Annotated in this window: 13 protein-coding genes; 7 read left to right on the top strand and 6 right to left on the bottom strand. The window is 62.9% G+C overall.

Going from position 1 to position 22,413, the window contains the following annotated elements:
- Position 1: 1 nt before the first annotated feature.
- From PKKP23_RS29935 to PKKP23_RS29925, 3 genes are all read right to left on the bottom strand, one after another.
- Positions 2 to 904, bottom strand: coding sequence for a TrbG/VirB9 family P-type conjugative transfer protein (locus PKKP23_RS29935; RefSeq protein WP_126879546.1), 903 nt, complete (start codon positions 902 to 904; stop codon positions 2 to 4).
- The gene (locus PKKP23_RS29930; protein WP_126879545.1) at positions 901 to 1,605 is read right to left on the bottom strand and encodes a VirB8 family type IV secretion system protein; all 705 of its coding nucleotides are present in this window, start codon (positions 1,603 to 1,605) and stop codon (positions 901 to 903) included. The genes PKKP23_RS29935 and PKKP23_RS29930 overlap by 4 nt, the downstream gene beginning before the upstream one ends.
- A 768-nt stretch (positions 1,606 to 2,373) precedes the next feature.
- Positions 2,374 to 3,756, bottom strand: a complete 1,383-nt coding sequence (locus PKKP23_RS29925; protein WP_126879544.1) for a replication initiation protein — start codon at positions 3,754 to 3,756, stop codon at positions 2,374 to 2,376.
- A gap of 788 nt (positions 3,757 to 4,544) precedes the next feature.
- Between PKKP23_RS29925 and PKKP23_RS29920 the strand changes: the two genes are divergently transcribed.
- A complete protein-coding gene (locus PKKP23_RS29920; protein WP_126879543.1) occupies positions 4,545 to 5,753 on the top strand; it encodes a ParA family protein in 1,209 nt (402 codons plus the stop codon).
- Positions 5,750 to 6,718, top strand: a complete 969-nt coding sequence (locus PKKP23_RS29915; protein WP_126879542.1) for a ParB/RepB/Spo0J family partition protein — start codon at positions 5,750 to 5,752, stop codon at positions 6,716 to 6,718. Before PKKP23_RS29920 ends, PKKP23_RS29915 begins: the two co-directional genes overlap by 4 nt.
- Before the next feature lie 445 nt (positions 6,719 to 7,163).
- On the opposite strand, the gene PKKP23_RS34675 is transcribed toward PKKP23_RS29915, so the two are convergent.
- The 3 genes from PKKP23_RS34675 to PKKP23_RS34665 all read right to left on the bottom strand — a co-directional run bounded on the left by PKKP23_RS34675 (position 7,164) and on the right by PKKP23_RS34665 (position 8,781).
- On the bottom strand, positions 7,164 to 7,757 hold the full coding sequence (locus PKKP23_RS34675) for a tyrosine-type recombinase/integrase (protein ID WP_240659196.1): 594 nt from the start codon (positions 7,755 to 7,757) through the stop codon (positions 7,164 to 7,166).
- A gap of 548 nt (positions 7,758 to 8,305) precedes the next feature.
- Positions 8,306 to 8,512: a phage integrase family protein gene (locus PKKP23_RS34670; RefSeq protein ID WP_240659192.1), complete on the bottom strand. Its 207-nt coding sequence runs from the start codon at positions 8,510 to 8,512 to the stop codon at positions 8,306 to 8,308.
- A gap of 32 nt (positions 8,513 to 8,544) precedes the next feature.
- Positions 8,545 to 8,781: a hypothetical protein gene (locus PKKP23_RS34665; protein ID WP_240659191.1), complete on the bottom strand. Its 237-nt coding sequence runs from the start codon at positions 8,779 to 8,781 to the stop codon at positions 8,545 to 8,547.
- Positions 8,782 to 10,301: 1,520 nt separating this feature from the next.
- Here PKKP23_RS34665 and PKKP23_RS29905 point away from each other — a divergent pair.
- The 5 genes from PKKP23_RS29905 to PKKP23_RS29885 form a co-directional block, all read left to right on the top strand.
- Positions 10,302 to 10,829 carry a hypothetical protein gene (locus tag PKKP23_RS29905; protein ID WP_126879541.1) on the top strand — a complete coding sequence of 176 codons (528 nt, stop codon included), beginning with the start codon at positions 10,302 to 10,304 and terminating at the stop codon, positions 10,827 to 10,829.
- Positions 10,830 to 11,307: 478 nt separating this feature from the next.
- Positions 11,308 to 20,226: a hemagglutinin repeat-containing protein gene (locus PKKP23_RS29900; protein ID WP_240659189.1), complete on the top strand. Its 8,919-nt coding sequence runs from the start codon at positions 11,308 to 11,310 to the stop codon at positions 20,224 to 20,226.
- Between the two features lie 261 nt (positions 20,227 to 20,487).
- Positions 20,488 to 21,351 carry a hypothetical protein gene (locus tag PKKP23_RS29895; protein ID WP_126879540.1) on the top strand — a complete coding sequence of 288 codons (864 nt, stop codon included), beginning with the start codon at positions 20,488 to 20,490 and terminating at the stop codon, positions 21,349 to 21,351.
- 12 nt (positions 21,352 to 21,363) lie between these two features.
- On the top strand, positions 21,364 to 21,666 hold the full coding sequence (locus PKKP23_RS29890; RefSeq protein ID WP_126879539.1) for a hypothetical protein: 303 nt from the start codon (positions 21,364 to 21,366) through the stop codon (positions 21,664 to 21,666).
- 187 nt (positions 21,667 to 21,853) lie between these two features.
- On the top strand, positions 21,854 to 22,413 hold a 560-nt coding region (locus PKKP23_RS29885), incomplete at its 3' end, for a hypothetical protein (protein WP_126879538.1).

The raw sequence follows: 22,413 nt of genomic DNA, 5'->3' as shown, positions 1-22,413 counted from the left end.
CTCAGAACCCGAAAAGGCCGGGCTTGCGGCGCGTGACGGTCACCTCGTCATTGCCCGCGCGCAGCACTATCCGGTCGGCCATCTGCTGGACCACGATGTAGGGGCCGCGCCGGATGAAATTCGGGCTCACGTCGTCCCCATGATCCTTCACGATGGGCACGGCAAACGGCGCATCGGGCGGCAGACGCAGCCACACGAACCGGCCATCGTCGAACACTGTCTGTGGCCTGAACGGTGCAGAGCCGTCGACCTTGTAGTCGAAGTTGAGCTTGTCGGGTGAAACGCCCAGCGGTCCCGAATCAGTGGCACTGCCGTTCCCGCCAGCAGCATCGTCCTCTGCCCTGTCGCCGGCGGACGCATCAGCCCCTGCCCTCGCACGCACCTTTGCCATCAGCGAGCCGGGATAGTTAAAGCGCACGGTCTGATAGAAGAAGCCGCCCAGCGGCGAGGATACGAGGGTCATGTCGTACTCGCGCAGGTTCGTCGTGAGGTGCAGGGTGTTCACGAGCCCGGGCCGCATGGGCTTGATGAAGAAGTGGTTCGCGCCGTCGGTGTCCATGGTCCAGCTAACCGAATCGCCCATCGCGGGATCGGCAATGAGCTTCTCGCCCGGCGCGAACTCGATCGTCGTGTTCTTTGCCGGCGCGGTGATGATGCGGAAGATCTGGTCGCGGCTATACGGAAAGACCGCAATCCGCGCGTCATTGGGCATCGTGATCGGGTCGGTGCCCGAGTTGTAGGGATTCACCGGGCTCATCGGATCACCCACGATCGCGCCAACGTCCAGTGCCCCTGCGGCGGGTGCAGGCGCCTGCCGCGACGCGGCGAACGTTGGACCCGACAGGACAAGCGCGCCTGCGAGCGCGACGGCGAGTGGCAGGGCTCGGGGGGCGTGCGTCGTCATACCGTTTTCTGGAGGGTGAAGAACGGGAAGAAGATCCCGAACGGATTGGTGCCCACGGCATCGTCCGAACTGGCCGGCACGATCTGGTAACGCAGCGTGAGCGCGTAGCGCTGTACGACCGGCTTGTCGGACGGGAACTGCGTGGTGGACGTCGAGAATTCGACGACGACGGTGGAGTCGTCGAGCACCGACACGCTGCTGACCTTCACCTCGCGCACGAACTTGGGGTTGCTCGTGATGGACTGGAACGGCGCGTCCTGATGCAGCCAGTCGGCGAACTGGTTTCGCCCGTTGTCCGTCATCTGCGCCTTCACGGCGTTGATGTTGCGGGCCAGGCGCGAATCCTCGATTGTCGGCGTGAGGACAGGCTCGATCGTGAACCAGCGCTGGACCGAGTCGGCAATCGAGGAGCGCAGCGCCTGGTCGTCCGGCTTGTATGCCGCAAGCTGCTTGATGAGCGGTCGGCCTCCCGCGTCGGCAGCTATGCCGTAAGCCTTGACGACCGAGGGTGGCGGCTTGCGCGTCCACACAGCGCCGACCGCGACGAACGCGAGCACGAAGCAGAGGGTCTTCCAGTGATTGGCCTCGACGCGCAGGCGCGTGCCGCGATCGAAGATGATCTTCTCCGGATCTTCTTCGGAATACCCTCCCGGTGCGGTCGAGAGGGCGACATCCTTACGGGAACGACGAAAGAGGGGCATGACGCGCGCGGACAGGTTGGCTCGCGTCAATTGGAACAGTCGGGCACCGGCTCCTTCGGGGCAAAAGGGCCGTCAATTTGCATACCATTGCGCCCGGCCCGCCGTGAGGGGAGTTTGTGTTCAGGCGCCTGAACCGGAAAACGCGGAATGGTGCAGTTTTTGTGGAGCTTTTCGGCTTCGCCAATCTGAGCAGCAGCGGCGAGATTCCAGTTTCACGGTTTCACACCTTTCGCGGAGCGCACTGCGCGCCAAGTGCTTGATTCTACTGGGGCGTGCACAAAGAATAGACAAATTCGCGTTCAGGCGCCTGAACGGGAAAAGGCGGAATGGTGCAGTTTTTGTAGAGCTTTTGCCTCTTGACACTCGACGACGCCGGATACCGTGGACTACGCCTCGTTCGGAATCTTCGACGCTATTGCCGACACGGCGCGAGAGCAGCTCGACGTCGGAGATAAAGTCTGAGCAAATCCCGGAGATGCGTATGCGCTGACGCAAGACAGCTCTTAGTGTCGAACGGCGGGTGAAAGTCTATGGCCCGCTGTAGACGGTCGCGAAAAGAGTTCCGATGAACGGAATGGAATGAGGCGGCGATAGACGAGGAACAACCGTATGGACTGGCCGGCGCCGCCGCGTCCAAACGTAGCGCTGCTGGTGCAGCCGTCACTGCGCCAATCAATTAGGTGTACAGAGTGATTCGATCAGTGACGATTCGCCATTTGGCGCACAAAACGGATGCCGCACAATCCGCAGCCAATCGTCCGCTCCGGGCTACAGTGGCCGCGCCGTCGATGTCTTCGGCTTTGCCTTGTTGAACACGAAGCGCGCGAAATCGCCGGCTAAGTCCGGGTCGCTGAGTGCCGTCGCCTCATTGACGCTCGAAGGGTCGATCTTTAGGCGCTTGAGGGTCAGCTTGCCGGCAGCTGATGACAGGTACGATCGAAGCCAGTCGTCCTTTTGCTTCTGATCGGCATGTTCGTATGCGTCGCGACCGAGCCGAGCTTCTTCACGCATACGATCTCGCGCCGACGTTTCGAGCGCGGCTGACTGTACAGCGGCAAGAGTTTGCGCCTTTGCCTTTTCTTCAGTCGCACGTTGTTCGGACAAGGCGAGTGTCTGCTGAACGTCGATCATCTGACGCTCTGCTTCTGATACGACCCATCCCTCCTTCAAGGCTTTCATAAAGAAGCCGGCGGGGCTCTTCGTGACTTTCCCCAGACGAAGACTGAACCGCGTTCGCTCAATCGCCTGCTGGATCCGTTCGTCCGTGTACACGCCTCGATTCGCAGCGATCTGATTGAATTGGTCGCTCGACAGGCCAAACTCCTGTTTCAGGGTCTTATAGATCGCTTGAGCTTCTTCATGCGTGTGCAGCATGCGCTCGGCCATGTCCTTCCGCTCCAAGCGAAAGCGTAAGCGCCCGATTTTGCGCGATCCGGGCTCATTTCGCGTCTCATATGAGAGCGTGAGGTCCGATACTTCGTTTATCTGCTTTACCGCCGGCTCCAGCCAGTCGCGCTTGAAATACTTGAACACCTGCGCGTTGGCTCCCATTTCACCTTGCCATGCGCGCAACTCGTCGAGTGTGAACCAGTCGGTGATACCGTCATCCGCGTAAGGAAGAAGGTGGTCGTACATAACCCGCGCGTAACTAAGGGTGAAGAGTGAGGTGATTCGTAGACTCAGCCAGTGGGACTTGCCCGGGCCGCGGATGATCGAAATCATTTCGGGTGAAACCCGAAACTGAAACCGCCCACCCTGGTAGGTAATGCGGCCAATCAGTTGCACGGAGCCGAACGGTTTTTCACCATCGACCGGGGCGGCAGTAGCTTGAATTAAGGCCTTCTGAGCCTCCGTGATGACCTGTTCGAGGTGAGTGTTGTTGCGGCTCGAGTAGCGCATCAGCCACTTGAAGTAGTCCAGCTCCACATCGTAGAGATCGTGGACCCGTTCTTCTTGCGCTACGATGAAATATGCTGCATCGACCAGGCGTCGGGCGGCAACGCCTAGATCAACGATCCGGATGAGGACGTTCTTGCGCGGAAAGCCGATATCAGAGCGGGCTGCATCAACGGACAATCCCTCAGCGTTGGCATCGTCGAACAACGCCAATGCCAGTTGTCGGGAAGTGGCCACCTGCCCCGCTGTTGCCATGCGAGCTCCTTGCTCATTATTCAATCATCGCGAGCGGTACGGTACCGAGGTCAAGGTGAAGTGTCAACACACATTACCTCACCTTCGGGCCGTCAGTTTCACAGATAACCTCACTCTGCCTCCGCTCCACGCACAATTCGCCTCACCGTCGCGCCCAATTAGGTCACCTTTCGCGCCAATTTCCCTCACCGTATTGGGAAAAAGGCCGCACGTCTTTGCTCAATCAACAGCACTTCACACACAGAGAACCTCACCTTGTAGAGCTAACCCACTGATTGTCTGAGATTTTCCTGCGCTTGTTGGTGGTGTGGTGGTTTTTTGTCTTATCAAAAACGTACAAACCGCGGCGGCAATGTAAGAGAGAAATTGCAGGGGCGCTGCGGTCGCGTAAAGGGTATCCCTGAACGTTCGCGCCCGAAGCATGATGGAAGGGAGCCGCGACGATTGGTGAGGTGAATTGTGCTGGACTCACTGTGACACACAGAATGGCCCTTATGGGAGCCCATAAGGTGAGGGAATTTGTGATGAACTTGTCCCATTCACGCGTCCGCAGCCGCCGGAATGCACAGTTCACCTCACCTTCGGACGACTCGCTTACTCGTATACGCTTGGAATAACGCGGTCTACCGTGGGAAAAACCAGAAAAGGAGCACGGTTCGAAGATTCTGTTGGCGATTCGAAGGTAATACGGCTATTCTACGGTTGATCCGAAAATCTGCATAAACCGTGGAAATCATAGGTCGGCTTCGAAAAATCACCTCACCATTGAGACCAACAGGAACCATCGCATGAAAATGAGCGAACTGCCGGGCATCGAGCGGCGCGTGAAACTCTCGAATCTCGGAGAGTTTGCAAAGCGCCTATCTGTCATGACGAACGAACTGCGGGAACAGATTCTGGCACCCAGGCCACGCAAAAGCGCGCCGTCGTTCACGATAGGCGAGCTGTCAGAACTTTGTGGCATTGACCGTCAGAAAATCAACTACCTCGCGACGAAGGAAGGCAGTGAACTTCCCGCTGGGCAAACGAATGGCACCGGGCGGGCGCGGATATTCTCACTGAAGGACGTCCGGGCCTGGGTCCAGCAGGTCTCGGATATTTACCAGACGCCGCTAGTCACTGGCACGCGTGAACACAGGGGGCGCGTGCTGATAACCGCTAACTTCAAGGGCGGATCGTGTAAGACCACAACAACGATGTGTATCGCCCAAGGCTTGAGCCTCAGAGGGCGTAAGGTGTTGGTCATTGATCTGGACCCGCAAGCGTCTTTGTCCGAACTGTGTGGGTTATACGCCGAGAAGGACGTGACTTGGGAAGACACGGTCCTGCCTTTCATTTATGAGCCGGATATCGAGGGTGGTCTCGGCGCAAAGGTCCAGAGTACGTACTGGGACGGCATTGACGTGATACCTGCTCACAACTACTTGCACGATGCCGAATTTCATCTCCCTACGGCGCAGAAGTCGAACCCAGGCTTCGAATTCTGGTCGGTTTTGCGGCAGGGCATCGAGCCTCTGCGGGCTCAGTACGACTACATCGTGCTAGACACCGCGCCGGCTCTTTCATATATGACTTTGAACGCGTTGATGGCCGCGGATTCGATGATCATGCCCCTGGTTCCTGAGAGCCTCGACTTTATCTCCTCAGTATCGTTCTGGTCGTTGTTCGCGGAGGTGGCAACGGGTTTCGTGGAGCACGAAGTCGATAAGACCTACGACTTCATCTCTGTCCTGCTATCGAAGGTCGACTACGGGAGCACATCGTCGGCGCCGGTAGTCCGTTCATGGGCTCAGCGCGCGTATGGCGAGTGGCTTCACACAACGGAAATTCCTGCCAGCTCAGTAATGAGTAATGGAGCGCTGGCGTTCTCTACCGTTTTCGACCTTTCGCGCTCCGACGCGGTCGCGAAAACTTTGGCGCGGGTGAAGCAGCCGTTGATGGATTATTGCAAGTGGATCGACGATCAATACGTGGCTCAATGGAGATCGGGGCAATGAGCAACCTTCGTGAACGGATGATGAACAAGACTGCCGAGTTGCGGTCGGCAAAGGACATCCAACTGGACTCACAGCAACCGAAAGCGGCGCCTCCGCGTACCGCGCCTGGAATGGCAGGCGCTTTGGCGGCCGCGCAGCAGCGCGTCGCGGAGCTGGAAAAGGCGGGTTCGACGTCTGAGATGGATGTGTCGAATATCGCGCCGAATCCGTGGCAGCCGAGAAAGGTGTTCAACGAGGCGAAGCTCGCCGAACTCGCAGAGTCTATCCGCGAGGCCGGCTTGATCCAGCCGATTGTCGTCCGGCGCGCATCTACCGGCTACCAGATCGTGGCAGGCGAGCGGCGTTGGCGTGCGCACAAGATGATCGGTAAGGAGACGATTAAGGTCGTCGTCGTCGATATTTCCGACGAGGATATGGCGATGCTTGCCCTCGTCGAGAACGTCGTTCGTGACGGCTTGGCTGACTACGAAATTTCGCGTTCAATCCGCGAGACTGAGCGGGAGTTTCCGAATCGCAAGCGCTTGGCCGAGACGTTGGGAATCGCACGGTCCGAGCTATACCGCTACCTTTCCTACGCCGATCTGCCGGACTTTGTTTTGAGCGACCTGGACTTGGCACCCGGTTTGTTGGGAGCGAATGCCGCGCAGGATGTGGTGTCGGTGCTTCGCAACGGCAGCACGCGAGTGCACGAACTTGCCCGGGAGCTCTGGGCGAAGGTGGTCGCGGGAGATCTGGAGCAAACGAAGCTCGCCAGGGCGATCAAACAATCCATCGAGAGCGATGGCAAATCGACCGCCGTAACCGACCGGAATATTGAGAAAATTTTTGCGGGAAAGAAGCAGGCTGGGTCGATCACGAAGGACCACGGCGGCTTCACCGTCAAGATCAAAGCGGGGATGTTGACCGCCGATCAGGAGCAAAAGATTCGGGCATTGATCAGCCAGTTGTTCACGGCCGACGAGTAGCGCTGCACGGCCGGTATTCCGCAGTGCGCAGGGGCCTGCCTCAAGGTTGACTGGCACTGGATACCTCCATCTCGGTGTGTGTCTCTATTAGAGACACACACGTGCGGCTCCCGACTGTGCGTGGCGCTGGATCCCATTCCTTCGACGCAGCCGCCTTGAGGATTGGATACGCCAAACGAGGTTGTGCTCAAGTTTGGCCACGGGCGTCCCCATCTATCATCCGTAGGACGCATTGTGTCTCTATTAGAGACAAGGCCTTTAGCGACCGGCCTATCAAGCGGTGCTGTTGTGTCTTCTGCGGCCTGGGTATGCCCAGCCGCCGTCACGGCGGCCAGGTCCAGCGTAGGGCAGCACCGTCGCCCGAGGGCATCGGGATTGAGTCTCCAACGGCCCCAATGACACCCCGCCGCGCAATATGCCCCCCGCCCGTTTGCCGCACGACCGCTCACTCCGAAGCGGTCCGCTTCACGTACATCAGCCCGATCTCTCGCATGACCCGCCGCTGTTCAGCTTGGACGTAGATGGAGGTCGTCTGCACCGACTGGTGTCCGAGGACCTTCTGGACAACGTCAATAGGAACATCACTGGCAGCTGCGAGCGTGCCGAAGGTGTGCCGGAACGCGTGCGGCGACATCTGCACGAGCGCAGCATGCGCGGCCGGCGTGAGCGTCTCAAGCTCGACGAGCAGCCGCCGCCTCAGCCAGTCAATGAGCCGGTTCAGGGCGTTGGTGTAGTAGGGCATCCGGTGGTCGCCCTCATGCTTGCGGCGCGCTGTCTGCGTGTTCGGGATGACAAGCGGCGAGAGCAGGCGACCTGCCGCGGCCGGGGTGTCGAAGTCCTCATCGCGGTCACGCCAGTGAGCGCGGATGGCTTCGACCGTTTCGGGGCTTACCGGTACCGTGCGCTCGCGCCTGCGCTTGCCGATCACGCGCAGCGTCCACAGTTCCGTCCCGTCGTCGGCCACAACGGGATGCAGGGCCTCGCGCCTGGCCCCTGCGGCTTCCTCCCGGCGCAGTCCCGAATCGCCGAGCAGCAGCATCAGCGCATGGACAATCCGCCAGTGATGGTTGCCGGGTGTGGTGCTGCGCAGACGTACATGCGCGCGTACATCATTCCAGAGGGCTTCGGGCAGCGCCCGTTCCACCTGCAGCGTGACCTCCCGCTCCACCGTCACGGGGTTCCTGACGAGCTTCCAGGGATTGCCCGCCAGATAGCGGGCATCGACGAGCCACGTGAAGGCCGCGCGCAGCGCCCGGACCGCGTACAGCTGGGACTCCGGGCTCAGACTGTCTGCCGCGAAGGGTCGCCAGCGCCTCGAGCTTCTGGGTGCCCTGGGGCCGACGAAGGCGGGCGAGGGCAGCTTCAGGAAGTCCTTGTATGCCTCGCAGTCGTCAACGAGCAGCGAGCTGAGCGCCTTGCCGCGAACCGTTACGGCCCACAGAAGGAAGCGCTCCAGTTCCTTGGTATACGCGCGCAGTGTCTTCGGCTGGTCACGGTACAGATGCAGGCAGGCGCGGATCGCGGCGAGATCGTCGTGTGCCTGGAAGAAGGGGAATCCGGCGGCCCGGTTGATCCCCTTCGACCCGTTCAGGACCTCACGAAGCGCGATGCGCTCGATCGGTGCGATCTGTGCGCCTGCTCCGCCGATGGCGATGATGTCCGCGTCGGCCTCGACGTGCAGGCCGATCGAGGCCTCGTGGCGGGCAGCCAGGCCATGATGCGCCGCGCGCGCCCGGGGCCGATGCGCGCTACCGAGCGCCACCAGCTGCCGCCGCGCGAGTTGCTGTACGCCACCAAGTCGCCGAGCGTCGCGATGCTGTAACCCTTCAGGGGGGGCGGGCCGCCATCGGAGGGAACCACATGCCGGCGGTGACGTGGCTGGCCGCCGGCGTGGCCACGGCGAAACGCGCGGCGCCCTCGACTACCTTCAGCGTGCCGGTGGTCGCGCTCGCGCTTCCGTGCCTGCCGATCAGGGTCTTCAGATGGTCGGCGAGCGCGGTCGAACCGTGCTCAATAACAACGTCTAGCAGAGTGGGGAGCCTGCCGCGCAGGCAGTACTTCATCGTGCCAAGTGCGCCGGCCTGTTCGCCGTCGTCCGAGTCTCAGTACGTGCGTGCGATGGTCGCCGACGGCAGGCGCTGCACGAAGACGCACGACGCGGCGAAGTCATTTGACGAGAACTGACGTTGCAGGTACAGCCGTTCTGGCATGGCGGGTTTCCGTTTGGGTGTCACTAAACGCAACTAACCGTCTGGTTTTACGGGATGGCGTGAGGCGCCTTGCGGCGCCCGTCCAGCCATGGCTTGCAGGACGGGCGGCGGTTTCCGCTCGCCAGCCTACATCGGGTCGTGTGCCGGTAGGCACGCCGAGGGGGGCGAGCGCGTCGCCGCTAGCGCAAGAGGCGCATGCGGGTGCTGCCCGAATATCTCCGGGAACCGCGCAATCAGCGCCAGAACCTCCGCAGGCATGCGCGGATACCGTTCCACCAGCACAGTCGTCTGGGCGAAACCGACGCTGCAGGACCAGATCACGGCACGCACGCCTGCTGAGACACTGCCGCTGCCGAACAGCGCATTGCGTTCGCCTTAACCATCGCACGCACGATGGCCTCAGCAGGCGTCAGCGCCGGCATGTGGCGCGCACGAGAGCCAGGTGCGACGCACGGATGTCTGGCGCCGTGAACCGGCTACTGTTTTCCACGTCTAGGGCGCGCCACGCGAGGCGCCGTTTCGCGCTGAAGATCAGCAGCCGCACGCATTCGACGAAGTCGTTCTCGTCAGCGCGCGCGTCGCGGGTTTCGGGTTCCCGTGGAGAGAAGTAAAAGCAGCGGCGCGTTCCTTAGGCAGCGTATTGATCGAGGACGACCTCGCGCAACCGCGCCGTATCCTTCGCTTCGGCGTGGAGGGAAGCGAATATCAGAGATGTCATGGGTCCGATAGGAATCGCTGAAACCTCCCAGTAAGCATGCGAGCCATTCCTCGCCGCCGTGAAACAATGATTGCGTGATCGAGAATCCTGTGGGAGGGCCGTGCAACAAGCAAGAGTGAGGGTTTAGGAGATGACTTTCCGAGGATGTTTCACGGTAGGGCGCGTTTTGAAAGGCCAAAACACGCCCAAATCGTCGCGACGTCAGCACGCGATAGCCCGGATAAGGCGAAATGTATCAACTGCTACGTAAATTGTAGTCAGATCCATCATCGCCAATGCTCGCTTCATATGCCTCTTGGGGTCTGTATTCAGTTCGCTTCTGTACTACGAGGGGAACATTGACTGGAGTGGCCATGATTCCGCCACGCTTCAGAAGGACGACCAATGACGGTTGTCTGTTCGGGACTCATTGGTTCGATTGTTGATTTCAGTCTTAACCCACTGGGGCATTTTCCGGGTTACGGGCCGCCGGGCGCATGTCTTCTGGCCCGGCATGGTCTCGCCTGTATCACCCGCAGGGTGTCCGTTTTCGCGCGAAATGGGACATTCTTCGGGTTCGCGGACCCGGGCACCTGTCGCCCGGAACCGTCCGGCGGGGTACGATGCCCGTCACGGGAACAGCCCGCGACACAACACAGACGGGGGTAGGGCAGCAGTGGCCGATGTACGCGAAAAAATCCTCAACGACGGGTACGGCGTCGCCCGCCGCGCGCCGGTAGCCTTCATGGTGGGCGTGGCGGCCGGCATGCTGGCAAGCGGCTTTCTGCTGTATCTCGCGGCGAAGACCATGCCCGACCGCTTCGAGCCGTGGGGATGGATGCCCGTGGCCGAGCGCACCCGGCTCGTCGATGAACTGCAGGCACAGCGCTCGCGCGCCGATGCCCTGCAGACCGAGCGGGACCAGCTGCGCGCGCGGAACGGCCAGCTGGTTACCAGCCTGAACGATCGCAGCGCCCTCGAAGGGCGATGCGCGCAGTGGAACAGTGAGGCCCAGTCGGTTGCCGCCGAACTGCAGAACGCTTCCCACCGCCTTGTCATGGCGGAGATATACGACGGTCCGCGAAAGGACGGCGAGCCACCGGGGCTTCTGGCCGACGCCCCGAGGCAGGACATCGAGACCCTCAGGATGCGGCTCGCGGGCCTTCAGGCCCAGGTGTTGCAGGACTGCGGGTTCCCCCGCTAGCCCTCCGTGCCCGCTCCGCAAGACCCCGGCCGCACGGGTGAACATCCATGGTTTGCCGTGGTGGCGCGGGCCCGCGGGATCTCGCGCGGCGCGGCGGGTGCCCGGTGCCCCGTAAAATCCGCGTCGGCCAGCGCGTGGCCGCAGTGCGGGCAGTGCAGCCCGGCCGGTTGCCGCGCAACGTTCCCCGCGCGCGCCGGCCATGCTTTCTGCCGCCTCGAGCCGCGCTGCATCGACCAGCTGATCGCGGTCATGAATACCGTTACTCCCATTACCGGCCACGCCCACGCGGATCCGTGGTTACAGCCGCTAGCTTCTTTAAGCTATCACGACCGGCCGCACGGACTCACGGAATGATCTGGCATTCAATTCAAAGCGCATATATCTGTTGTTTCAGGAAGGAATTAACGTAAATTAACAGTGTGTTATCCGCATTTTGCGTAGCTTACGGCCCATTACGCATGGGTGTGGGTTACACGCAATGAACAAGGGTACTTACCGGCTGGTGTTCAGCCGGCTGCGGGGAATGCTGGTTGCCGTTGAGGAAACCGCGACGTCGGCGGGCAAGACCGGTCAGGGAGAAACGACGGCGGGACGTCCGTCCATGCACGCCGCTGTGGGCGCGGCCATTTCGCTGTTCGCGATGCGCCATGCCGCCTTCGGCGCGCTGATGCTCGCGGGCGTGGTGCCCGTGGCTCTCGCCCAGATCGTCCCCACGCCGGGCACCAGCACGCGCGTGGTCCAGACACAGAACGGACTCCCCCAGGTCAATGTGGCAAGGCCGTCCGGGGCTGGTGTGTCGATGAACACGTACAGCCAGTTCGATGTGGGTCGCCCAGGCGCGATCCTGAACAACTCATCCTCGGTGGTGGGGACCCAGCAGGCCGGCTACATCAATGGCAATCCGAACTATGCGCCGGGCCAGTCCGCGAAGGTCATCGTCAACCAGGTCAACAGCAACAACCCCACCTACCTCCGGGGCTACGTTGAGATTGCGGGCCAACGGGCAGAGGTCGTCATCGCCAACAGCTCGGGCCTGATCCTGGACGGCGCGGGCTTTATCAACACGTCGAAGGCAGTTTTAACGACCGGTACACCCACCTTCGGCGCGGATGGCGCGCTCACCGGCTACGACGTGCGCGGCGGCCTCGTGACCGTCGAGGGCGCGGGGCTCAATGCCTCGAACGTCGACCAGGTTGATATTGTCGCCCGCGCCGTGCGGGCCAATGCCGCCCTCTATGGCAACACGCTGAACGTCATCATGGGCGCGAACCACGTCGACCACGACACGCTCGCGGCCACGCCGATCGCGGGCACTGGCGCGGCTCCCACGCGCGCCATCGACGTGAGCCAGCTCGGTGGGATGTACGCGAATCGCATCTTTCTGGCGAGCAACGAGTACGGTGTCGGCGTTTCGAACGCGGGCGTGCTCGCCGCGCAGGCGGGCGACCTGACGCTCACCACGCAGGGCCGTCTCGTGCTGTCGGGCCGCACGAACGCGGGCGGCAACATGGCCCTGTCGGCCGCTGGTGGCATCGACAACAGCGGCACCACGTATGCGCAGCAGAACGTGGCGGTGAACACGGCGGCCGACCTCACGAACAGCGGCACGCTCGCCGCGCGGCAGAATACGACCGTCAACGCCGGCGGCGTTGCTTCGACCGGCACCCTCGGCGCGGGCATCAACAGCGACGGCACGGTTGCGAACGCGGGCGACCTGACGGTTTCGACTTCGGGCGCGCTCTCGGCTACCGGTCACAACGCGGCAGGCGGCAATGCATCGCTCTCCGGTAGCGGCGTGAACCTCGGGGGCGCGCAGACCTCGGCGAACGGCAGTCTCGCGCTGAATGCGGGAAGCGGTGATCTCAATCTCTCGGGTGCAACGACCACCGCAGGCGCTGCGCTGTCTGCGAATGCGGGCGGCACGCTCACGAACGATAACGGTGTCCTTTCGTCGACGGGCGCGCAAACGGTTGCGGGCAGCTCGGTATCGAACCAGGGCGGCCAGATGGTCTCGCAGTCCACGCTCGACGTGAAGTCGGCCGGGGCCGTGAACAACCGCCAGGGCATCATGCAGGCCGCCGGCCACGAAAGCGTCAGCGGGGCCTCGCTGGACAATACGGCGGGACGCGTCACGTCCCTCAACGGCGACGGCCTGTCAGTCGCCACCACCGGCGCGCTGGTGAACGCAGCAGGCACGACGGCCACCGGTGCCGCGGGTGGCGTGATCGGCGGCAACGGCGCGGTCGCCGTGTCGGGCGGCGACATCGCCAACCAGGGGCAGATAACCGCGAAGGGCGATGCGTCCGTGAACGCGCGGTCGCTGGACAACCATTCGGGCAGCATCGTGGCCGGCGGCAGTCTCGGCACGAACGTGGCCGGAGCGCTCAACAACCAGCACGGCACGCTCTCCGGTTCGGCGACCACGGTCACCGCGGGCTCCGCCGACAACAGCGGCGGCGCCATCGAGGGCGACCGGCTGGCGCTCTCGACCACGGGCAACCTCGTGAACCGGGGCGGCGCCATCCGCCAGTACGGCACGGCCGACCAGAGCATTTCGGCAGGCGGCACGCTCGACAGCACGGGCGGCACCATCGCAAGCAACGCGACGAACCTGAACGTCTCGGCGCAGGCCATCACGAACGACGCGGGGTCGATCCAGCACGCCGGTGCCGGCACGCTCAGGATGGCGACGCCTGGCGCGCTCTCGAACGTGGGCGGCCAGATCGCCACGAACGGCGCGCTCGACGCACAGGCCGGCCGTCTCGACAACACGAACGGCACCGTTTCGGGCCAGGGCACAACCGGGATCAACGCAACCAGCGGCATCGCCAATCACGGCGGCACGCTTTACGGTGGCACAGGGCTTACCGCCACCACGCAGGGCGACTTCGACAACAGCGCTGGCTCGGCGCAGACAGGTGGCAACCTCGCCGTGACGGCGGGCGGAGCGCTGTCGAACGCGGGCGGCACGATATCGGCCAACGGCGCGCACGGCACGGCGACGGTGTCGGCCGCCAGCATCGACAACAGTTCCGGCAGGCTCGTGAACGCGGGCGACGGCGCCACCACGGTGACGGCGGCCACCTCGGTGACCAATACCGGCGGCGTGCTGGGCGGCAACGGCGACGTCACGCTCAGGGCGCGCACGCTGGCCAACAATGCCGGCGCACGGTTCGTCGCGGCCCGCGCGGCGCGCCTCGCCGTGTCGGACCGCGTGAGCAACACGGGCGGGCTCATCTACGGCGGCACGGCGCTGGAGCTGAACCAGGCGGGCGCTGCGGTCACGAACGATGGCGGCACGCTCGAAGGCGGCCAGGATGTCTCGGTCCGGGTCGCGTCGCTGTCCAACGCGGGCGGCGCCATCCGCGCGAACCGCGACATCACCGCCAGCGGCGCGGTGAGCGGCGACGGCGAGATGACAGCGGGCCGCAACCTCGGTCTCGCGGTCACGGGCGACTACACCAACGGTGCGGCGAACCGCCTGCATGCCGACGGCAACATGACTGTCTCCGCCACCGGCACGCTGACCAACAGCGGCTCACTGACGGCGGGTGGCGCACTGACCGCCTCGGGCGCGAACGTGGTCAACACGGCGGGCGCGGACATCAACGGCACCACCACCACGGTCAATGCGACGGACACCATCACCAACGCGGGCCGCATCGAGGGCGATTCGGTCACCACGAACAGCGCGACGCTCGCGAATACCGGCGCGGTGATCGGCAACGACGTGCAGGTCAACGCCACCGACGTGCAGAACAGCGGCGCGGCGGCCGTGATCGCCGGTGCGAACAGCGTGAAGCTGTACGCGTCGAACTCGGTGTCGAACACCGATGGCGCGCTCATCTACAGCGCGGGCAACATGGAGATCGCGAAGGACGGCACGCGCGACGCCTCCGGCCTGCTCGCCAACCAGACCGGCACGCTGACCAACAGCGCGGCGAACATCGAGGCAGACGGCAATCTCGACATCGCCGCGCACACGGTGAACAACATCCGCACCGGCATGGCGACGCAGGGCGGTACGCCGCAGACCACGGCTACGACCAGGCTCACGCTGTGGAGCGCCGGTATCGATCCAATGGGCGATACGATCGGCTGGTACCAGAGCACCCTCTACCCGCAGTGGGTATGGAACGACGGCGGAATTGGCGGCGGCGTCATCGGCCATCTGGCGCAGCCCATCACGGTGACGGTGCCGAAGTCACAGGTCACGAACCTGGATACCGGCGCGCAGACCCTGTCGTTCACGCAGCCGCTTCTGGACCGGTATTACGATGCGACGCACTATGAGGAAAACTGCAACGGGGACCGCTGCCGCCCGGTGAAGTCGCTCCAGACGCGCACCATCACGAACAACCCGACGCAGTACTACAACAGCATCACCGACAACGGCAGCACGTACACCATCACGCTGTGGCCGGACTGGGACCCGAAGGTCAATATCCGCCCGGACAACGTGACGGTCCGCACGGACCTCGGCGTCGACAGCCACGACTACGTGGAACTCTCCCGCACGGTGACAACGTCCACGGCGGCGGATCAGGCCACCAGTGCCGGCACGGCGGCGAAGATCCAGGCGCAGGGCGCGATCCGCATCAACGCGGACGGCGGGAGCATCAACAACCAGTCGTCGACCATGGCGGCTGGCGGCGATCTGGTCCGGCGCGCGAACGGCGGCAGTGTCAACGATACGGGCACGGTGCTCCAGCAGTCGGTGACGCAGGACGCACAGTCCACGTTCTACTGGCACCAGAAGACCGGCGGCAACAGCGATACGAAGACGGTCGAGGATGGCATCACACAGAGCACGACGACCATCGGGGCGTTTCCGGCCATCGCAACCTCCAACCAGACGGTGCAGACGGACGCGGCCACGATCACGGTCGGGAGTGTGAGCCGGGTGGGGCAGACGGTGTCGGGCTCGGGCGTGACGGGCGGTAACGCCACCGGCACGCGCCTGGGCGGGCCGTCCGGGCAGGCCCTGGGCGCGCAGACGCTGGGTGGTGCCGCAGGCGGTATTCCGGGGCTCACGCTGCCCGTCAACGGCCTGTACAGCTACCGCACGGCGCCCGGCGCGACGTACCTGATCGCGACCGACCCGCGCTTCACCAGCTACTCGAAGTTCATCTCGAGCGACTACATGCTGGGCCAGCTCGGGCTGAACCCGCAGAACACCATGAAGCGGCTGGGCGACGGCTCGTACGAGGAGAAGCTGGTCCGCGACCAGGTCACGCAGCTGACTGGCCGCACGTTCCTCGCCGGCTACTCCGACAACCTCACCGAGTACACGGCGCTGATGAACAACGGCGTCGCGTACGCGAAGGAATTCAGCCTGACGCCGGGCATTGGCCTGACCGACGCGCAGATGCAGCAGCTCACCACGGACCTGGTGTGGCTCGTGTCGCAGGACGTGACGCTGCCGGACGGCACGCACCAGACGGTGCTGGTACCGAAGCTGTATCTCGCGCAGGCCGATACGGTCGACCTCCAGCACAGCGGCGCGCTGGTGGCGGGCAACGCGGTAAATCTCAATGCCACGGGCGACGTGAACAACAGCGGCCATGTCGTCGGCGATGTGGCCACCACGGTGCTGGGCGACAACATCGTCAACCGGGGCGTGATCGGCAGCGGCGGCATGACGACCGTGGCGGCCGTGCAGGATGTGCGCAACGTGAGCGGTCGCATCGGTGGCGTCGATACGCTGGTGCAGGCCGGGCGCGACGTCATCAACGAAACGGAGACTGTCGGTGTGTCGCGTACGCTGCGCGACGGCAACCTCGTCTCGTCTGCGACCTCACAGGGCGTGCAGGCCACCGGCACCATCTCGGCATCGGACAACGCGGCGGTGCTGGCCGGACGTGACGTGAAGCTCGCGGGGGCGGCGATCGATACGGGTGGCAGCGCACTCATCGCCGCCGGACGGAACATCGACGTGGGCACCGTGACGCTCGCGTCCGCGCAGGACGCGCACACCGACGACGGGCTGAACGGCGGTCATACCGGCACCATCCACAACGTGGGCAGCGCGGTCACCACCGGCGGCAGCCTTACGACCGTCTCCGGGCATGACACGACGCTCACCGATGCGACGGTGAAGGCAGGCGGCAACGCCACGATGCTCGCCGGGGGCGACCTCACGGTCACGGCGGCGAAGGATACGCAGGCGCACGACGAGCGCTCGCTCGGCGGCGCCAACACGAAGCACACGGCCTCCTCGTACGACGAGGCCGCGCAGGGCAGCAATGTCAACGCCGGCAGCAACCTTACGCTGGCAGCGGGCCAGGCGGCCGCCTCGTCCGTCCTGTCGTCCTACGGTATCAGCACCACGCCGGGCGCACAGGGCGCGGGTAATCTCGCCGTGCTGGGCTCCAGTGTGACGACCGGCACGACCGCAGCCGATGGCAGCGTGAGCGGTGGCGCAACGAAGCTCGCGGCCACGGGCGATGTCACGGTGGGCGCGGTGACGGAGACGCACGACTCGCAGAGCTGGGTACACGACACGAAATCGGGCTTCATGTCGGGCAGCACCATGACGGACGAAAAGCACTCGCACCAGGTGGTGTCGGTGGGCTCAACCGTCGCGGGCGATACGGTTACCGGAAGCGCCGGGCATGACCTGACGGTGGCTGGCTCGACCGTGGCTTCGACCGGAGACATGGCGCTCTCGGCCGGTCACGACCTGAACCTCACAACGACGCAGGACACCAGCACCAGCAGCCACTTCCACGAGGAAACGAAGTCGGGCTTCGGCGCCCTCGGCGGCAACGGGATCTCGTACGGCAACAGCGACCAGAAGGACACGACGCACGACGGTTCGGTGACGCAGAACGGCAGCCTCGTGGGCAGCACGGGCGGCAGCGTGTCGATGACGGCGGGCAACAACCTGCACGTCACCGGCAGCGACGTGATCGCGGCACAGGACGTGACGGGTCAGGCCGCGAACGTCACCATCGACTCCGCTGCGGGCACCACGCATCACGACGAGACGCACGAGACGAAGTCCAGCGGCTTCACGCTGGCGCTTTCGGGCTCGCTCGTGCAGGCCATCCAGGGCGTGGTCGACCAGACGCATGCGGCCAGCAACAGCCAGGATGGCCGTGCGAAGGCACTGCACACCATCGCGGCGGTGGGCAATGCCGGCGACGGCATGGGGCAGATGGCCTCGGGCGGTACGCCGGATGTGAGTGTTCAGCTGAGCTGGGGTACGAGCAAATCGAAGAGTACGTCGCAGGAAGACCAGACCACGCAGACCGGATCGAACGTGAAGGCAGGGGGCACGGCGGCGTTCATCGCCACGGGTGACGGCACGCCGGGCAGCGGCAACGTCACGATCGCGGGCTCCGACGTGAGCGCAAACAACGTGGTGCTCAACGCGAAGAACCAGGTCAACCTGGTCAACACGACGAACACGGATTCGACGCGCAGCACGAACGAATCGAGCAGCGCGAGCGTGGGCGTGTCGTACGGCACCAAGGGCTGGGGTGTATCGGCGTCGATGGCCAACGCGCACGGCGACGCGAACAGCGATGCCGTGATGCAGAACAACACGCACGTGACTGGCGCGAACAGCGTGTCCATCACCTCCGGCGGTGACACGAACATCATCGGCTCTGACGTGAGCGGTAAGCACGTGTCGGCCGACGTGGGCGGCAACCTGAACATCGCGAGTGTGCAGGACACGACGGTGAGCGAGGCGCACCAGTCGAGTACCAGCGGCGGTTTCAGCATCTCGCAGGGCGGCGGCAGCGGCAGCTTCAGCAGCCAGCACGGCGACGCGCACGGCAACTATGCCGGCGTGAACGAACAGGCCGGCATCCAGGCGGGCGACGGCGGGTTCGACGTCAACGTGAAGGGCAACACGGACCTGAAGGGTGCGGCCATCGCGAGCACCGCCGATCCGTCGAAGAACACGCTGACCACGGGCACGCTGACGTACTCGGACATCCAGAACCACTCGGACTACAGCGCGTCGTCGAGCGGCTTCAGCGCCGGCACGTCCGGCGCCATGCCGATGCTCTCGCAGCACGACAGCGGCAGTTCCAGCGCGACGACAAAGAGCGCGGTGAGCGCCGGAACCATCACGGTCACCGACACGGCGAACCAGAAACAGGACATCGCCAGCCTGAACCGGGACACGACGGACACGAACGGCACGGTGTCGAAGCTGCCGGACGTGAACAACCTGCTGACGAACCAGGCCGACGTGATGAACGCGGCCAATGCGGCGGGTCAGGCGGTGGCGAAGGACATCGGAACATACGCGTCCTATCGTGAAGCGTCCCTGAAGGACGGGGCGAAGGCGGCCAACCTGCTGGGTGAAACGGATCTGGCTGCGCAGTACAGGGAAGATGCGTCGCACTGGGCGGAAGGCGGCGACTATCGCGTTGGCATGCACATCGTTGCGGGTGCAGTCATTGGCGGGCTGGGTGGTGGCAGTGTGATGGCCGCAGCAGGCGGGGCAGCGGGTGCCGGCGTATCGGCTGCCCTGGCCCCCACGCTGAACGATCTGAGCCGCGCTGTTGCCGATGCAGCGTCAACCGGCAATGCCGCCGCCGACAAGATCGTCGGTAACGTGGTTGCGAACGTTGTGGCCGGTGCGGCGGGAGCACTCGTCGGCGGAAATGCCGGAGCCTTTGCAGCGTCGAATGAGGATCTTTACAATCGGCAGCTGCACCCGCAGGAGAAGACCCTCGCGCAGCAACTGGCAGCCGCGGCCAATGCCAAGGGCATCACGAATGCGGACGGATCGCCGGTGACGGCGACGGACATCGCCAACCAGCTCGCGCAGATGGGCTATCAGGCGAACGGCATAACCGAAAGTGGCGCGGCGGCCACGGTGGAAGGCGCGAAACCGAACGACGGCTCAACGTGGGTGAACGCCGGGGTTGACCAGAACACGGGGAAGACAATATGGACGCAGGTTCCCGGCCCCGCTAACCCGACCTTGCAGACCTTCATCCTGCAAAATACCAACGGCGCGGACGTGCCGCTGGTGCAGCAATACACGGCGTCGCCAGTGGGTGCACGATCGCAGTACGGTGCACAGGGCATTCCGATGAGGACGTCCGCAGGTTCGATCTGCCCGAACGGGAACTGTGGGATTGCGTATGGCTCGCTGTCTCTTCCGTCGCCAGCGACTATCACTGATTTGGGATCAACTGGATTGGGAATTGCTGCAATTTGGGCGCCGCCACCATTCGACGTGGCCGCAGTCATCGGCTCGGCGACGCTTAAATCGTTAAATTACCTGTACAGTCCACCCAGTCTGCCCACTGTCGTTTACGATTCAACGAATGCAGGGGTTGGCGCTGCTCTTCCTCAAGGACATGCAGTTCAGACCTTGTTCGGTTTCGGAACAGCTGCTGCGCAACCGTATGTAGTGCCAGCTAAGTGAATAGGGGATTCAAGATGGACGGCTTCGATAACAGGGACGAACTAACTACCATCGAAAAAAGAGTGTACAAATATGCTGCATTCGTTCTTATCGCATTGAGCTTGTACCTAATGATCTTGATTCGCAGTGGGCGCGTTTCTAATTCCATCGTGCTAAATATGATTGAGCTCACGTTGCTCCTCGGCGGTGTTGTGTTCGGCTGGGGGTACAGGAAAAATGTTCGAGTCCTTGATCTTAGGAGGTTTGGTAGATGAAATGTAGATGCGTGATACGTCGGGGGCGATGAATGGCGCGAATGGCACGCTTGGCGCAGATGCCTTCAACCGGCAATTGCACCCGGATGAGCGGCAGTGGGCGAAGGATAACGCGCGAAAATTCGCGCAGTTCTACCAGGACCAGACTGGACAAAGCATCACGGCAGACCAGGCGCAGCAGATGCTGCTGGCAAGCGGCTATCGGCTGGTTGATGCGGCAGCGAGCGCGGGCCCTGCGCCGGACGGAAACAGATATGCGACGGCGTTCATCAGCCAGAATGGCGGCAGCATGTTCCGGGCTACTTCCGCCGAATACAACAGTCCGTTCTTGTATGGCAATGCCGATCATTCGCTGACACCGGAGCAGAAAGCATTGCCGGGGTCGACGGCAACCCCCCAGGTGGGGCTGGCCATAGCTGGTGGTGTTGTGACCGCTGGGGTCGGACCGGAAATCGTTGCAGGCGGCGCAGCGGCGGCTTCGTACGCACAAGACTTGTTCGCTGCTTATAAAGCCGCGCAGGCGGGCTATTCTCTTACGGCAGCGGCCGCAACAGGAGCACTGGGGACTGGAGTAACGTACACAGGTGTGGCCGGTGTTGGCGCAGCAGCGGATACGTACTTTCATGGGGCTAATTTCAGTGATAGCTTCAACAACCGATTCTCCGTTGTAGGGCTTGCCGCCGCGTCCGTCTTTGGTGCATATAGCAACATCTTCGCAACGTCGATGTACGGGTGGGCGGGGGTTCCGAATTCGATTAGAAACGTAACCACTATTCCTGGCATAGTGATCCGAGGAACCAAGCTCGCCTTGGGTCAGCCAGTCGGCAAGGCGGCCCAAGCGGCTGTCAAATCAAGCGAGTCAAAGGACTGAGGGAATTCAAAGATGTCTGGCGAAATCTTTAGCGGGCTTATAGGCGGACTGTTCGGCACGATAATCGGCAAAGTTCTCGGCCGATTCCGTCCATGGAAGGTGTTCGTCGCGACATTATCTTCGATATACCTTGGGCTATTGATAATGGGTTTGGTGGGAGTTGGATACAAAAGAACCATCGCAACGTTCCCACAATTTCTTACTTTTTTTGCGATAGGCCTGTTCGTTGCGTTATCGCTGGGAGTTACTTTAATCGCGGTGTTGGGCCGGACTGCAATTCAGAACTCCAAAGATGAAAGAGACAAAGCAAACTAAATTTGGACCGTGATGTAACGATCTGCCACGTTTGTCCCGACAAGTACAATAGATCTGCACAGTCGGCAACTTCATCCGGACGAAAAGTCAAAGATTTGACCCAGTCTACGAGGTTGGCTAATCACACACTGGATGTGAGCGCGCAAATGAGCTGGCGCAAAAATAAACGAAAAACACGAAGGCCGCGATGATGAAGAAACCCCCTTATGCCATACATCTGGCGATCGTTGGTATGGTTGCTGCCACCGCGGCCTGTACGCCCACTCACCACGTCACTACCGAAACGCCGAGCTACGATCCGACCATGTCGGCGCGTATGCGCATCCTGACGGGAAACGACCTGCAATCCGCGTCATTCCGACCGGGCACCTGCTATACGCCCAGGTGGCAGAACGACCCGCTGCGCATCAATGTGGACGATGGTTTTCTCTCCCGATACAAGTACTCGTCGCGCAGCGTCACGATCGGCATGCCGCCGAGTCCGCGCCCTTCGATGCGCATCGAAGGCCTGCACTTCAAGGACCTGATCCGCGAATACGTGGTCGACGCTGGCAAGCCCCTCACGCTTTCGATGAGCACGGCGGGCGGTACGGACTATGACCACTGGTCCTGCAGTGCCACCGACGTGAGCTTTACGCCTGTGGCGGGTCAGGACTACGACGTGTTCCTCGCACTGGAACGAAGCGGCCGGCGCTCATACAACTGCTCAATCACCATCCACCACATTGACGCAAACGGGCTCGATGA

The organism is Paraburkholderia kururiensis JCM 10599 = LMG 19447 (assembly GCF_003986935.1).
In the GTDB taxonomy this organism is placed as follows: Bacteria; Pseudomonadota; Gammaproteobacteria; order Burkholderiales; family Burkholderiaceae; genus Paraburkholderia; species Paraburkholderia kururiensis.
This window is presented reverse-complemented; position numbering and strand designations above follow the sequence as displayed.